This is a genomic window from Candidatus Nitrososphaera evergladensis SR1 (genome assembly GCF_000730285.1).
GTDB lineage: Archaea > Thermoproteota > Nitrososphaeria > Nitrososphaerales > Nitrososphaeraceae > Nitrososphaera > Nitrososphaera evergladensis.
The window spans coordinates 1802507-1817150 of record NZ_CP007174.1; the positions used below are offsets into that span (position 1 = coordinate 1802507).

Consider the following 14644-nt stretch of genomic DNA (forward strand, 5'->3'; position numbering starts at 1 on the left):
TCTCACTTTGTTTTAAACGCATAGCTGTAACTAGGGCTTACTACCTTCCCATGGTCTACAATAAGATAATCTCTTTCAATAGGGCGCCCACCAAAGAATCTGACAAGACAATCCTTTGTTCCGTCTGCATACCTCCTTTGTGCTTCCAGCGTGGTACCGGAATAATGTGGAACCATTGCTTGATTTGGCATACGCCGCCATGGATGGTCTCTTGGCGCGGGTTCGGGATACCAAACGTCACCTGCATAACCTGCCAAATGGCCCTTCTCTAGTGCCTCTACAAGAGAAAGAGTATCAACGATCCTGCCTCGCGCACAATTAACAAGATATGCGCCCTTTTTCATACGGAAAAGAAGATCTCTGTTAAACAATCCATCCGTCTGGGGTGTCAAAGGAGCATTGATAGTAATGATGTCGGACTGTTCGACAAGTTGATCTAAAATGACATAACGTGTTCCAAGTACATGTTCTTCTACTGTACTCAAATGGTAATAGTCATAATATATCATTTTAACATCAAATGCCTTCAGTCTTTCGCATACACGTTGTCCAATCCTTCCCATTCCAAATATTCCCACAACTTTATCTTCCAAATCATGTGCTTTTGCCGCAATTTCTGCAATATCCCATTTTCCTTCGGGAACCTGTTGTAAGCAGGAATGTAATTACGCACAAGTGCTAAAATATGCATCACCACTTGCTCAGCCACGCTAACTACATTGCTACCGGTAATCTCGGCCATGATAATGTTGCGTGCAGCTGCTGCCTCCAAGTCAATATGATCAGAACCAACTCCTGCAGTTAGTGCCAACTTGAGTTTGGGAGCCTTTGAAATTCTTTCTTTAGTATCATAAGCTGGCCAAAACGGGGTGGTAATCAAAATATCGGTGGTAGGGAGTTGTTTGTCAAGCTCTGCTTCCTTGTCGGTTAATACAACAAATTCATGGCCTTGACTTTTGAGAAAATCTGTCAATCCTAAAGCATTCTCCGCGCAACCCAAGAGCTCTGGCGTCTTTCTTGCTATTTCGCCCCCAGGATAGAGAACTGCTACGATTTTCATAACTCTTTAAGTTAGAATAGTTTTCATGTAAGAGTTTGGTTCACGTCTTTTTAGCAAACATGATTAGAGAAACCCGTGAAGAATTGAATAGTTGGATATAAACGGCTCTTTCAGAATAAATAGTGACGGACGAAACACGCTCACTGTTCTCCTTCCTCTACTTCCTCCTCCTCTTCCTCTTCGTCTTGTTCCTGATCTTCCACTTCATGTACTTCTTCGTTCGTTTCCTCTCTTTCAGCGTCTTTATTGCTACTACTGCTCATATGATGATTCGGTATACACATATCTGATACTTAACTGGCGAGTTAGAAACAATGTACACACTGGAATTCGCATTTTTCCAAAACCAGCTTTTGATTGCCTGCAAGCCGTGTTAATGCAGCCTTCAAGTGAATGGGTCCGTCTATAACGCGACCCGAATCCGCCAACGCTGTATATGCCTGCCCAAAGTGATTAACGTAAATTTCTATAGGATCTTTAGACGTGTTCGCTTGAGGAATGCCTTATATGGATTAGAGATGATCACAGTCTATGCCGAGGTACACTACGGCGTTAAGAAAAGGGGATTTGCAAGAGGGTAAACCCGTCAGGGTCGATGTTGGCGGTAAGGCAATCGTTCTTGTTATGGTATCCGGCAAGGTTTATGCGATGGATGCGGTTTGTTCGCACGAAGGGGGTCCGCTGGAAGATGGAACGATTGAAGAATACTCTCTTATTTGTCCCTGGCACCAAGGAATTTTTGACATACGTACGGCTAAAGCGTCTCCTGAAACTGATTGGGTTACGGACCTACATTCTTACGGAGTTGTCATCGAAGACAAAAGCGGATTGATTTCAATAGACACAAATCCCAGCGCGTCTAATTCGCCTAGTAGCGTGGGTGGCGGTGGTGGTGCGAGTCATGGTATCGCGCCGCAGGAAACCGCGGTTGCGGAGGAAGATGTAGTCGTGCCAGCACGACCGCTGAAATTCGAATTGAAGTTGCTGGAGAAAGTGTCTCATGCGGGAACGGATGTCATGTCCTTTAGATTTTCTCGTACCGATGACCAGGATAAGACTAGTAATAATAAGCTAAACTACAGAGCAGGACAGTATTCCGTAGTTGATTTGGGAACCAGAGAAGACCCGGAGGGGCCAACTCGCTCTTTTACGATAGCATCTTCGCCGACAGAAAAAGATGCTATCATGATTACCACAAGGATAAGGGACACGCCATTCAAGCAAAAGCTTTCAAAGTTGGAGGAGGGAACAGCAGTAAAAATCACAGCTCCTGCCGGCAAATTTACCCTTCCTGAAGAAGACTATTCAAGGCCATTGGTGTTTTTGTCAGGCGGAATAGGAGTGACCCCGTTTAGAAGCATGATAAAATATGCTTCGGACAAGCAGTTGCCCATAAAGATAACGATGTTCGATGCCAACAGAAATAAAGCAAACATCATATTCAAAGAAGAGTTTGACAGCTGCGCAAAAGCCAATGCCAAATTGAAGATTATCTATACAATTTCAGAGGAAGAGGCAAAAATTCCATCATCGGATTGGAACGGCGAAAGGGGGTACATAGACAAGACAATGCTGACAAAATATTTAACGAAAGACGAGCTAGCCAATTCCATCTTTTACATATGCGGTCCTCCTGCCATGCTAAATGCCATGCGGCAGCTTCTGTCAGAAGAGATCAGGGTGCCTCAGGACAGGATCAAAATAGAAGTATTTACCGGCTACTAGCGCATATGCGATGATCATCGCCACTCGTCATTATCTTGGAGTGTGCCACCGTAGCAAGAAAAGTGAAACCTATTAGTTGAGATGAACGTGGATTCTATTTTGCATCTGATTTTTCTTCCTTTCTTGGCAAAGGCTTTTCGGCGTCTTCCTCTCCCTGTTTTATAAGCCTCTTTATGGTAGCAATTGAAAAATCCGCATCCTCAAAAAAGAAGTGCAAATCTTCGGATCACCTTCGAAACTCTTTATTCCAAGATATACGCATAGGTAAAACATTGTCAAAAAGTAAGAATTCTCAGCCCGCGTCGGCAGACGCTGAAGGGGTGTCGCCTCCCAGCAGAAGTGAGATTATTGCAGGATTAAACGAAGATCTTGCTAGGGAATACAAGTCGATAATTCAGTATGCGGTCTTTAGTTCCACATTAAAAGGACCGGAGTATGGAGATATTGCAGAGCAGCTAAAAAAACATGCCTCACAGGAACTTGCGCATGCGCTGGAAGTGGCTAGGCAGATTGACTACCTGGGCGGAGACCCTACGGTGAAAAGCAAAGACGCGGAATTTTCGGACGATTCAAAAAAGATGCTAGAGATAGATCTTAGAGCAGAACAAGAAACTATCAAAAACTACAGGGAAAGGATTATTCAAGCAGAACGCGGTGGGGAATTTGCCCTTTCCGAAAAACTAAGAGGCATTATCGCGCAGGAGCAAGACCATGAAATAGATCTCAAAGATGCACTCGGGCTGCGATGATATTAAGATCCCAATTGCAATGTTTGAATCGCGTTATAGAAGTATCGCAATGATTGTTTAGGCGACGTTGAGTTCGATATCGCCCATCTGATAATTTCCATCACGCGAACACGTTGAAGGAATTCCTTTCTGTTGATACAAGATCTATCGTTTGAAGCAAGACGTTGTATGGTTATGTAATATAATCAGAACACAACCTTAACGAGATTTTATTACGGCATCCAGCTTCATGCCATCTTTTATCTTTAGTACTCTTTCGAAGGATATCTGCTCTCCCGTGTTTGGAAAGCGAAGCTCATACTCTAACGGGTCAAGCCCTGCTCTTTCTAGTATCTGTTCGGCAGTAAGGAATTCTTCACGTATTGGGATGTCCTTGAATCCGACTGTGACATTCTTTGCGCTTGGACCGTCTGTTACATCTGAAACCATCTGTATGCATATTAATTATCTTGAAGGATTCAAATGATTTTCCAAGGGTGGCAACACATCATGCACATCTATCTATATATGGTCCTAATCATATTCTCCATCGCTTCTACCACCATTTGAAGAGATGTAGCGAATTCTTACCCTGCGATCTTGGTGGTGGCGGTTCTTTCTCATTCTGAAATTCTAGAATTCTTTGCCGCCTTCACTTTCTACCCTTGAAGCCATCTCGTCCAGCTCTTCCATGCCGCGGAATTTCTGGTACGTCAGTTTCTCAAGGGTTACAAGCAGGCTTTTCGCCGCGCGGAACTGGGGTATCTGCGGGTCGTCAATCTCGGCGTACAGTCCTATGCCCTGCAGGCCGGATTCCTTGGCAAGCCCAAGGATGAGGCCGTTAAAGCCCGTGATGAGCGACGAGCCGGGAGTGGGCTCTAGACCGAGGCGCTGGATCTGCCCTGCAAGCTCTTGTGTCGTTGCCGCAAAAAACGTCTTTGGGTTCTTGCCGTACTTTCTGTCGGTGTGAAAAGCGCCAAGCGTGTACACCAGCTGGGCGGAATACTGCCTTGCTATGCCGACGACGTCTTCGCACAAGTCGTAAAGTTCCTGGTTGGTCTGGGGTTGGCCCATCCCGCCTCCAAACACCACGACTGACCCGTCAGAGCCGTACCTGTACTCCCACCTTTCCCGCTGAAAGTCGATGTATCCTCCACTGTCAACGACATAGTTTGGGAACGGAATTGAGATTTGCCTGAATGGCCGCGTGCCGAGGCTTTTGTTGATAAAGTCGATGGCGATGCTCCCGACGTTGCCCATGTCCTGCATGGCCGCTATGACTATGGGCTTGCGTATGTCTGCATCCTCGACCATGACGGCCTTCATTTGCGAGATACTTTCGCAGGCGCCTGATAAAAAGCAGCAGGTAATAACAATAAAAGATTAAAAATCAGGTCCTACTTTGTAGAAAAAAGAGACTTGAGTACTGCTGGTAGCGACGGCAATAATAATGACAAAATTATCCTTTCAGACGACCACCGGGCGGCAATGGCAGGATGGAAGGCGCGGAAAGAACAGTTGCATCGCCAGCAGGAATCCGTATTCAAGGCAAACGACGAGGCAGAAAAGGTCAACCTTGTTTCCCTTTCAAAGAAAAAAAGAGAGACGGCTAGCTAGCCCGCTGCAAGCCCTGGCCTCCACCTTTTGAGCGCAAGCGAGCTTGCAGTCACAGACACAGAGCTTGCCGCCATTGCAAGGCCCGCAAGCGCAGGATAGAGCAACCCCATCGCCGCGACCGGTATCAGAACGACGTTGTAGAGAAACGCGTACGCAAGGTTTTGCTTTATCTTGCCGACCGTCTTTCTTGCAATCTCTACCGCCGAAACCACGTCACGAATGTCGCTTTTTACAAGCACGATGTTTCCTGCCTCTATCGCAAGGTCGGTACCGGAGCCAATGGCCATCCCCACGTCGGCGGCAGTGAGGGCAGGCGCGTCGTTGATTCCGTCGCCTACCATAGCCACAATGCCGTTTTTGTTGCGTATCTCGTTTATTGCGTCTACCTTGCCGGACGGGAGCACCCCTGCATAGACGCGCTCTATGCCGACTTGCCGGGCTATTTCTTCGGCTGTCCTCCTGTTGTCGCCTGTCACCATCACCGGCTCGATGCCAAGGCCCTTGAGCGCCTCAATTGCCTCCCTTGCTCCCTGCTTTGGAGCATCCATCAGGCCGATGACTCCCACAACGTCGCTATTTGCAGACACTAGCACTGCCGTCTTGCCCTGCGACTGCAGTTTTTCCACCACTGACTGCGCAGATGAACTGGTGCCCATGCCTGCCTCTTCCTCGATGAATTCTCTGCTGCCGACCCTCACCGTGACGCCATCCCATACTGCAGTCACGCCCATGCCGGGGGTAACCTGAAAGTCCGAGACTTCCTTTGGCTCTATTCCGGCGCCCTTGGCATGGCCGACTATTGCCTTTGCAAGCGGGTGCTCCGAGTAGTTTTCAGCAGTGGCGGCAAGGAGGAGCACGCCTGCATTGCTGTCCTGCACGCTCTGGCCCTGCGCGCCAATCTCTTGCTTTAGCTGAATGACGTCAGTGACCTGCGGCCTGCCCTGCGTAAGGGTGCCGGTCTTGTCAAAGACGATGGCCTTGACCTTGCTGAGCGCCTCAATCGCGTCGCCGCTTTTGAATATCACGCCATGCGCGGCGCCCTTGCCCATGCCCACCATTATCGCGGTGGGAGTGGCAAGCCCAAGCGCGCACGGGCACGCCACAACCAGTATTGCTACCGCCGGGATTATCGCCGCCTCTGTACCGGCTGATGATGCTGCAAGCGCGTACCAGACGCCAAAGGTCGCAATGGCTACCGCCATCACCGCGTACGCGAAATACCCTGCTACTCTGTCCACGAGTTTTTGCATCGTCGGCTTTTTGCCCGTCGCCTCTTCGACCAGCTTTACCACCTGCGAAAGAAACGAGTCTGAGCCAACCCTTGTCGCCTTGACAAGGAGCACCCCTTCCCTGTTCACTGTGCCTCCGATCGCGCTGTCGCCTGATTTCTTGTGCACCGGCGCCGATTCGCCGGTCGCCATCGACTCGTCGACTGCAGATTCGCCCTGCACCACGGTCGAGTCGACGGGTATCTTTTCTCCCGGCCTGACGATCATAATGTCGCCGGGCTGTATCAGTTCCACCCGAGTCTCGACTTCAGAGCCGTCTGCCTTTTTGACCCTTGCCGTCTTGGGCTGGAGCTCAAGCATCTTGCGTATCACCGCGCCTGTCTTGCCCTTTGTCTTTAGTTCCAGGTACTTGCCTAGCAGTATGAACGTAATCACAAGCGACGAGGCGTCATAGTAGATGCCATGCCAAGTTGGAACAGGAAACGTGTTGTACGCGCTGAATGCGTACGTGGCCGTAGTTCCAAGGACTACGAGCGTGTCCATGTTGGCAGACTTCATCCTTGCTATCCTGAACGCGCCAGAGTAGAACCTGCCCCCTGTGACAAACTGGACTACCGAAGCTGCTGCAAACGCAATGTACGCCGCCGCATTTGTCCCTGCAAGCGGCAGGAAAGAAAACACTTCGGGATAGCTGAACAGGACTGCTGGTATCGTGAATGCGACGCCGAGCAAGAACAAGCCCTTGAGCTTGCGCGCCTCTATGTCGTGGGCGCTTGCCTGCGCGCTCTCTCCAATGACGCTGTAGCCATAGTCGCCCACCTTTTTGCGAATGTCCGCAAGCGACACGAGCGCGGGGTTGTACTCGACAAGCACCTGCGCGTTTCCATAGTTTGCAGATGCCGACCTGACGCCTTCCATCCTTGAAACGCCCTCTTCAAGCCTCTGGGCGTCTGCCGAGTCGGTTATGCCCCCTACCTTTAGCGACACCTTTTCATAGACTACCTTGTAGCCGACCTCTTCAATCGCCTTTTCAATGTCAGGCAAGCCCACCTTTGCGGGGTCAAACTCGACTGCCGCCTTTTCGCTTGCGAGGTTGACCTCCACCTTTGACACGCCGTCAACTGTAGAAACGTGCCTCTGGATGGAATTGACGCACCCCGCGCAGTGCATCCCGCCTATCTTGAGCAGAGCTTTCTTGTTGTTGTTCTCTGCCTGGGTGCTTGCTTCTTTTTCCACGCCTGATTTGCCGGCAGCCGGTTATTTAATTACCGGACCTTACAATTGTAAAGTTTGTTGTTTTCTTGTAAATTCACGCAGTTCCTTTGCCTCTTCTCTGTACGCCTTGACTGTATGGATGCGGCCGTCAGGACACGCGACGGTCACGATGACGATATTGACTTCTGCGTCTGATGCAAACACTGCAGGCTGCACCTTTTGCACCTTGCATCCTTTATGCAGGAGCGCTTTTAGTTCGTCGATGGCTGTCGTCACAGACAACATTTCAGCGTCAAGGAGATAAAAAGCATTGAAAATTTATTATTAGCCGCGCGCTTGCAAGTGACATTATGTCGCTCTCGATGAATGACAAGCTCACTCTGCTCCAGTACGCCATAAACAAGTACGACTCGGAAAACACCATCAAGGAAAAGCTCAACGGCATCCTGTCAACAAAGGATGTCGAGCGGGGAATCGACACCCTCATCGCAACGCAGAGGGTGCGCAGGATAGGCCCTGACGTGATACAGAACAACGTCAGCCACACCGAGCTTCCAGAACTGCCCGACAACCTGAAGGAAATAGTTGACAGGATCTAGGAAGTTTTCAAGCAGGCGATGCATTCTGTCAGTATCCTTGCGGCAAGGTTCGCCGTCAGGCCGTCTGCGTCATAGTCCGGCGACAGTTCCACGATGTCAAAGCCGGCGACGTCGCAATTGCTTATCGTGCCTGTCAGCAGGTACAGCAGGTCTGCGATTGTGACTCCGCCGGGGGAAGGCACGGACACGCCGGGCGCAAACGCCGGGTCGACGCAGTCAAGGTCGATTGAAATGTATACTCTGCTTCCTGCAACCTTTTCCCTTATCATCTGCGCGACCTTGTGGACGCCAAGGTCGGTGATGTCGATTGGCGTGACCATGGCAAGGCCCGCCTTCTTTGCATTTTCGATTTCTTCGGGCTCTGCCGCCCTTGTCCCTACAAGCATGCTTTTCTTGTAATCGACACAGTTTGCCGAGTCTGTCAGAACAGAGCCGTAATAGTTCCTTGCTGACGACACGAAATCGGGGTGCGCGTCAAAATACAGCAGTGCCACTTTGCGTCCTCCGCCGGCGACAGCCTTTAAAATATCAGTGGTAAGCGAGTGGTCGCCACCAAGCGTAACTGGGATCTTGCCCGCCTCGACTATTTTTCGCGCCTGCTCGTACACGGAGTTTCTCTGCACGTTGCCTGCGTCAAAGATGCGCTTGTCCCCAAGCGTCCCGCGCATTGGAACGGTGGGTATCAGCCTGCCGTCACGTACAAAAAACTCGGATTCGTCAGACGCGGCGCGGATGGTGTCCGGCGCGGTGCTCGTGCCCCTGCGCATTGCGTGCGACCTGGATTCGTCCGGCACGCCCATCACGACGATATTTGCATCGCCAAAACTCTTGGCGTTTGCGCGGTGGAACCTTGCCAACGCCAAATACCATGTACTAACCTGCTTTTAACTTCGCACTCTGGACCGCGTGCGACCTCCACACCGTACATGAATAAGCTTTAATTTGAGGCGGGAGCTGCCCCTCTCCCATATGTCCACAATGAAGTATATCCAGCTTGAACCGCACGGCGACATTGCCGTCGTCAGGATAAACAGGCCAGAGGCGCTCAACGCCATGAACGTTGACGTCATTTCAGAGCTTTCACGCACAATAGACATACTTGCCGCCGACGATGGCATAAAGTGCGTCATCATCACGGGCGCCGGCGAGCGCGCGTTCTGCGCTGGAGCCGACATCGCCTTCATGGTAAACATCGAGCCGATGGCCGCAGAGAAATACGCGTCAGCGGCGCAGGCGGTGCTTAACAAGATAGAAAAGCTGGAAAAGCCGGTAATTGCCGCTGTAAACGGCTTTGCGCTTGGTGGCGGCTGCGAGCTGGCTATGGTCTGCGACATACGCATCGCATCCGAGAACGCCAAGATAGGCCAGCCCGAGGTAACAATCGGGATCCCGCCGGGATGGGGCGGCACGCAAAGGCTGTTGCGCATCGTCGGACCTGCAAAGGCAAAAGAGATGATCTACACCGGCAAGATGATAACTGCAGACGAAGCGGCGTCAATAGGGCTTGTCAACAAGGTAGTCAAGCTGGGCGCTGACGACCAGCTGCCGCCAGAGGCTCCAAAGGGCGACGCGGCCGCCGAAAAGGCACGCGCCGCAGAGGTGGCCAAGATACTCAACAAGAAACTGATGGCAGACTGCATGGCACTTGCCAAAGAGATAACGAAGAACAGCTTTACCGCCGTCAAGGTCAGCAAGATGCTCATAAACCGCGGCATGGACTCGGACATCGAGACGGGCCTGCGCCTAGAGATCTACGGCTGGGCACTCTGCTTTGCGCACGAGGACAGGAAGAACATGATGTCTGCCTTCCTCAACAAGGGCAAAAAGTAGAAGAACTAGACTACTATACGCGCGCCCTTGCTTGGCCCGCAGGCAAAGGTCTGGCACTTGATGCCGACCTCCATAAAGCCTGCTTCCATCGCTTTTATCACTTGTTTTCTTTTTGTTTTCCCCTTTAGAAATGCAATCACTGAAGGGCCGGCGCCGCTGATAGTCACCGCAAGCGCGCCTGCGGCAAACGCGTTCTTCCTTACGCTGTCATAGCCGGGTATCAGGTGCTTTCTTGCAGGCTCGACAATTACATCGTTGTCGATCCCGCGTGCGATCATCTCCACGTCGCCAAGTGCAAACCCTGCAACAAGGGTGCTTGCGCCAGATACGTTGTGCACCGCGCTTTTCAGAGGCACTTCTCTTGGAAGCACACTCCTTGCCACTTCTGTCTTTTTGGCCGGCACAGGAATTGCCGGCACGGCCACCACCATAAAGAGGTCTTTTGGTGGCTCGATGCGGATGAATCTGATTCCGTCCTGCCCGACGCTTGAGATTATGAATCCGCCGAGCACCGACGCCGAGACGTTGTCGTAGTGGCGTGTCCCCGCACTTGCCACCTCGCCTTCGGCCGCATACTCGACCAGCCTGTTCTTGTCTAATTTTAGTTTGTAAAGGCCGTCAAACGCAACAGCTGCTGCGGCTGCAGACGCGGCACTTGAGCCCATGCCGTACCCTGCCGGCACGCCCTTTTTCACCACTATATCAAGGTCATCAGTGATGGAAAAGTCCTGCGCCATCTTCTTGATGACAAGCCCTGCCGAGTTGGACTCGGGAACAGACGGTATTGCGCCGTCTGACATTTTTATCGTTATATTGCTGTCTTTTCCTGCCCTCTTTGTTATCGTGACCCTGTCGTACCGGGCGTCAAGAGCAAGGCCAAAGACATCGTAGCCGGGGCCAAGGTTTGCAGTAGACGAAGGCGCAACGGCCGTGCAGGATGATGACGGTTTCTTTTTCACGGCCATGCTATCCATCCTCTCCCTGATTAAGGGTTCGGGCAAGGGCGGCCGCCACGTTTACGAGCCCGTTCATGGTCGTGCTGGAAACTGCGACGAGGCCGGGAGCAAAGCCGGCGCGAGTCATGCTCCTTGACAGGTCTTTGCTCAAAAGTGAATACTCGGCGTCCTTTTCGCCGCTAAGTGCCGATTCCAGCGCCTGTGTAGAAGCCGCCCAGTCAAGTATGTCCTTCAGTCTTTCGATTACAAGATCGCGCTTGGTCAGCACGTTTATCTGCGCAGTTTTCAGGCGCAACTTTACCGCCGAGGCAAGGAGCGATATGGATACAAAGTTGATGGGCGAAGAGACGAGCGTGCCGTCAAATGCAAACACCGTTGCCTTGTTGTCCGCCTGAAGGTTTGAGATGAAATAGGGTCCGCTTGCCCGGAACGCAAACAGTTCTATCTGGCCCGGAGTGTCCACTATCAAGTAGTCGGGGTTTGCCTCGTCAACTTCTTGCTGGATCTCGTCAAGTCTGGTCGCCATCAGGTCGCTTGCCATGATGAGTGCGCCGTTGGGCCCAAGGCCATAGCTTTCCATGAGCGTGCCGATGTCGATGTAGTTGCGGATGTCAATGTCTGGCTCGTATGGAAGCGTGACTGCACCGGGGTCAAGGTTGAGGGTTGTCGGGTAGGCGCCTGTGTCTCTGTACCACTGCAACAGCCTTGAGGTCAAAAGCGACTTGCCAGAACCTGCAGTCCCGGTGACGAAAATGGCGTTTACCATCTTTTTCTCTCTTTGTAGAGTGGGCGCTTTACGAAGTATATATCTGCTTTACACATCATTTCTGTCATCAGCCAACAAAAAACTAGAATTCTAAAAGGCTTTTGACTTTGTCAAGCAGTTCGTCGTGGTTGTACGGCTTGGTGATGGGTAGGATCATCACGCTATCGTCGTGCATGGAGAAAATAAAAGTGTCAAGCATTTCGTAGCTGGTCATGACATACCCTGTCCTGCCAAACAGGTGGTCGCTTTCCTTTGTCATGCTCGCAAACACTTCTGCCCGCACGAACAACTTTTCAAGCTCCCTTGCTGGAGGGATTGGCACCCCCTGCCTGACATACCTGGCCTTCATCTCTCCCCTTGAAACGACCACTGCGGCCTGAATGTTGCCGTGAAGGGCGACGAGGGCCTTGCAAATACCGGCGTAATCCGCGGCTTGAAAATCACATCTGCCTGCTGGATTAATGTTTCTCACAGGGGATCGCGACTGCCATTCGTTATTATATATACCTCCAAAACGTACAAAAAACGGCGTTGAACTGGAGAATCGCTGCTATCCCGGCGAGCATCGTCCCATTTATCATAATGTTCCTGACTACCAAAGTCTCGCCGCAGGACATATTTGCGGTCGGCCTTGTTCCTTTCGTAGCCTCTGCAGTTGCCGCAGTTGCAAGGATAATGCTCCAGGCGTACAGGTTCAAGTATTTCGTGCGCAAGTTCATCGGCTACGATGTAAGCTCGCCCGGCAAGACCATGGCGGCAAGGCTTGCAGGCGAGTTTGTCACCTACACAACGCCTTCGTACGTGGGAGGCGAGTTTGTCAGGATAGCGTGGCTGTCAAAAAACGGCGTGCCAACAGGCAAGGCCGCGTGGGTGGCCACGATGGAGATAATTGCCGACGTGTTTGCGGTGACTATACTTGCCTTTGTCGCCGGCGCACTTGCCATCTCCCGGGGCGGGACTGCTATCGGAGTTACCGTGCTTGTAGTCGCCCTGCCGACGTTTGCGTTCTGGCTCATCCTGATACTCTACTCGGCAAAACGCAACCTGCAGGTCCCAAAGTTCATCGACAGGATTGCCCGGCGCTTTGCAAAGGACAAGGCAGACAAGTACATCACCCAGGCCAACAAGGCCCTTGACGACCTGTGCACCATGAGCCGGGAGAACTTTTCTTCAAGCAAGGTCATCAAGCCGTTTGCAATCGGCCTTGCACTGACCTTTGCGTCGTTTCTTGCGTACGGCATCTCGTTCATGGTCCTTGCCGACTCGGTCGGGGTGGGAATAGGGATGTTTGACTCGCTCATGGCAGTGGCGGCGTCAAACGCCATTGCAAACCTGCCTATTACCATAGGAGGTTCCGGCCTTGCAGAACTTGGCATCTGGGCCTACATCTCCAACCTCGCAAGCGTGCCAAACCTTGCCGCAATTGCCGCCGACTCGAAGCTCAGCGTAATCATCGCATGGAGGATAGCGACCTACCACGTGCCGCTTGTCATAATGTGGATCGCACTCATGAAGCTTGCAATAGGCAAAAGAGAAACGATGGTGCCTGCCGACGGCGAGAAGAAAAAAGAAGACTGACTAGTCCTCGTCGCCCTCGCCATCTTCGCCGGCTGATGACGATGACGGGGCAGGCATATCAGACTCGACGTCCATGAGCGCCAGCTCCTTCATCTCGAAATTGAATATGGCCTTCATGTCGAGGTTGAATTTCGTCTTTAGCAGTTCGGTGACCTTGTCGCTCAGGGGCGCGGTATAGACGTTTATCTTGAACTCGTAGACAAAACCCTTCATGAGGTCGTTTATCTTGACCTCCTTTGGCAGGCTGATTCCCTCGATGATGACCCTGCCATCGGGCATCGGCTCGTATACCTGTATGTCAAGCCTATAGTCTTTCTCGTATATCTCTAGTATGTATCCAGTCCTTGTCACGACCTCTGGCTTGCCAAACTGCGCCGACTTGATCTCGTCCTCTGCCCACTTGGGTAGCCCTTCCTCATTGCTCTGGGCCTCGGCGGTTTTTTTTGCTCTCGGCATTGTTGAATGCGTCGCATCTTGATGATTTAATGTTTTCCAATGCCGGCCGCTGATGCGCGCGTGTCTACAAAATATTACTACTTGGTTGTCTAATTATGACATTTCTATTTAACGTCGTTTTCCAAGGCTAGCAGACATGACGAGCTTCAGCAATAACTGGGTCAAGGACAATAAATCGACGATGTCTGAGAAGATAAAGGAAGGTCTCGGACCTCAACAACCACTGAAACCGAGGATCGAGTTCGCAAAGAACAAGATCCAGGCACAAAACCAGAAACTGGATACTATTCTTGAGAAACTCAAGGGCAAGGAAAAATCCTTGTTCAACCAGGTAGTTTCCGCGCTCCAGAGGCACGACACGCAAGCAGGCAAGATGGTCTCAAACGAGATTGCGCAAGTGAGAAAGACTATCAAGATGATCTCACAGCTCAAGATGGCGCTTGAGCAGATACAGATGCGCCTTGAGACGACCATCGACCTTGGCGACGTGATGGTGGCAATCGGCCCGGCAATGGGTGCTCTCACGAGAGTGAGGTCAGGCCTTGCAGGCGTGATGCCAGAAGTCGACAGGGAACTGGGCGAGATAAACGGCGTGTTCAGCGACATCATGATGAACGCTGGAAGCATGGGCAACACCTCGTTTGCCTTCGACGCATCAGGCGAAGAAGTCGACAGGATCCTTGCAGAGGCCGGCGCAGTCGCAGAGCAGAGGATGACCGAGAGCTTCCCGGATGTCCCGGTGGGCTCTGGCGCATCAAGGTCGTACGCAGGCGGAAACTCGCAGTAAGCGAGTTCCCTCCCCTTTTTCCTTTCTTTTCTTTTTCTAATTTTCTAAAAAATAATTAACTTTAGATTTTCTTGCATTGCAAGATGTAGTCAGACCAG

17 protein-coding genes and 1 pseudogene are annotated in these 14644 nt (G+C 51.4%); 7 read left to right on the forward strand and 11 right to left on the reverse strand.

Annotated features, from left to right (window positions below):
• Positions 1-2: 2 nt before the first annotated feature.
• Together NTE_RS17615 and NTE_RS17345 are read right to left on the reverse strand one after the other, a co-directional pair.
• A pseudogene (locus tag NTE_RS17615) lies at positions 3-1060 on the reverse strand (NAD-dependent formate dehydrogenase).
• Positions 1061-1200: 140 nt separating this feature from the next.
• The gene (locus tag NTE_RS17345; protein WP_264357901.1) at positions 1201-1323 is read right to left on the reverse strand and encodes a hypothetical protein; all 123 of its coding nucleotides are present in this window, start codon (positions 1321-1323) and stop codon (positions 1201-1203) included.
• Positions 1324-1591: 268 nt separating this feature from the next.
• Between NTE_RS17345 and NTE_RS09845 the strand changes: the two genes are divergently transcribed.
• The gene (locus tag NTE_RS09845) at positions 1592-2785 is read left to right on the forward strand and encodes a Rieske 2Fe-2S domain-containing protein (protein WP_148700863.1); all 1194 of its coding nucleotides are present in this window, start codon (positions 1592-1594) and stop codon (positions 2783-2785) included.
• Positions 2786-2958: 173 nt separating this feature from the next.
• The gene (locus NTE_RS09850) at positions 2959-3534 is read left to right on the forward strand and encodes a ferritin-like domain-containing protein (RefSeq protein WP_148700864.1); all 576 of its coding nucleotides are present in this window, start codon (positions 2959-2961) and stop codon (positions 3532-3534) included.
• Positions 3535-3732: 198 nt separating this feature from the next.
• Here the strand turns inward: NTE_RS09850 and NTE_RS09855 are convergent, their stop codons facing one another.
• Together NTE_RS09855 and NTE_RS09860 are read right to left on the reverse strand one after the other, a co-directional pair.
• Complete coding sequence (locus NTE_RS09855; RefSeq protein WP_148700865.1) at positions 3733-3963, reverse strand: hypothetical protein; 231 nt, start codon at positions 3961-3963, stop codon at positions 3733-3735.
• Positions 3964-4146: 183 nt separating this feature from the next.
• Entirely contained in the window at positions 4147-4839 is a 693-nt protein-coding gene (locus NTE_RS09860; protein ID WP_148700866.1) for a PAC2 family protein, read from the reverse strand.
• A gap of 93 nt (positions 4840-4932) precedes the next feature.
• Between NTE_RS09860 and NTE_RS09865 the strand changes: the two genes are divergently transcribed.
• Positions 4933-5130, forward strand: a complete 198-nt coding sequence (locus NTE_RS09865; RefSeq protein ID WP_148700867.1) for a hypothetical protein — start codon at positions 4933-4935, stop codon at positions 5128-5130.
• Here NTE_RS09865 and NTE_RS09870 read toward each other — a convergent pair.
• On the reverse strand, positions 5127-7595 hold the full coding sequence (locus tag NTE_RS09870; RefSeq protein ID WP_148700868.1) for a heavy metal translocating P-type ATPase: 2469 nt from the start codon (positions 7593-7595) through the stop codon (positions 5127-5129). The genes NTE_RS09865 and NTE_RS09870 overlap by 4 nt on opposite strands.
• 39 nt (positions 7596-7634) lie before the next feature.
• The gene (locus tag NTE_RS09875; RefSeq protein ID WP_148700869.1) at positions 7635-7850 is read right to left on the reverse strand and encodes a hypothetical protein; all 216 of its coding nucleotides are present in this window, start codon (positions 7848-7850) and stop codon (positions 7635-7637) included.
• 74 nt (positions 7851-7924) lie between these two features.
• Between NTE_RS09875 and NTE_RS09880 the strand changes: the two genes are divergently transcribed.
• Positions 7925-8173, forward strand: a complete 249-nt coding sequence (locus NTE_RS09880; protein WP_148700870.1) for a hypothetical protein — start codon at positions 7925-7927, stop codon at positions 8171-8173.
• Here NTE_RS09880 and NTE_RS09885 read toward each other — a convergent pair.
• Positions 8170-9036 (reverse strand): arginase family protein, encoded by an 867-nt coding sequence (locus NTE_RS09885; protein WP_148700871.1) that lies wholly within the window; start codon positions 9034-9036, stop codon positions 8170-8172. The two genes, NTE_RS09880 and NTE_RS09885, sit on opposite strands and share 4 nt — an antisense overlap.
• 115 nt (positions 9037-9151) lie before the next feature.
• On the opposite strand from NTE_RS09885, the gene NTE_RS09890 reads away from it, so the two are divergent.
• Entirely contained in the window at positions 9152-10003 is an 852-nt protein-coding gene (locus NTE_RS09890; RefSeq protein WP_148702119.1) for an enoyl-CoA hydratase/isomerase family protein, read from the forward strand.
• Between the two features lie 5 nt (positions 10004-10008).
• Here NTE_RS09890 and NTE_RS09895 read toward each other — a convergent pair whose 3' ends face one another.
• The 3 genes from NTE_RS09895 to NTE_RS09905 form a co-directional block, all read right to left on the reverse strand.
• The gene (locus NTE_RS09895) at positions 10009-10968 is read right to left on the reverse strand and encodes a homoserine kinase (RefSeq protein ID WP_148700872.1); all 960 of its coding nucleotides are present in this window, start codon (positions 10966-10968) and stop codon (positions 10009-10011) included.
• Position 10969: 1 nt separating this feature from the next.
• Positions 10970-11725, reverse strand: coding sequence for an ATP/GTP-binding protein (locus NTE_RS09900; RefSeq protein ID WP_148700873.1), 756 nt, complete (start codon positions 11723-11725; stop codon positions 10970-10972).
• A gap of 82 nt (positions 11726-11807) precedes the next feature.
• Positions 11808-12197 carry a hypothetical protein gene (locus NTE_RS09905; RefSeq protein WP_148700874.1) on the reverse strand — a complete coding sequence of 130 codons (390 nt, stop codon included), beginning with the start codon at positions 12195-12197 and terminating at the stop codon, positions 11808-11810.
• Positions 12198-12256: 59 nt separating this feature from the next.
• Between NTE_RS09905 and NTE_RS09910 the strand changes: the two genes are divergently transcribed.
• Complete coding sequence (locus NTE_RS09910; RefSeq protein ID WP_148700875.1) at positions 12257-13303, forward strand: lysylphosphatidylglycerol synthase transmembrane domain-containing protein; 1047 nt, start codon at positions 12257-12259, stop codon at positions 13301-13303.
• Here NTE_RS09910 and NTE_RS09915 read toward each other — a convergent pair whose 3' ends face one another.
• Positions 13304-13759: a hypothetical protein gene (locus tag NTE_RS09915; RefSeq protein WP_148700876.1), complete on the reverse strand. Its 456-nt coding sequence runs from the start codon at positions 13757-13759 to the stop codon at positions 13304-13306.
• A gap of 136 nt (positions 13760-13895) precedes the next feature.
• On the opposite strand from NTE_RS09915, the gene NTE_RS09920 reads away from it, so the two are divergent.
• Positions 13896-14546, forward strand: coding sequence for a Snf7 family protein (locus NTE_RS09920; RefSeq protein WP_148700877.1), 651 nt, complete (start codon positions 13896-13898; stop codon positions 14544-14546).
• Positions 14547-14644: the final 98 nt, after the last annotated feature.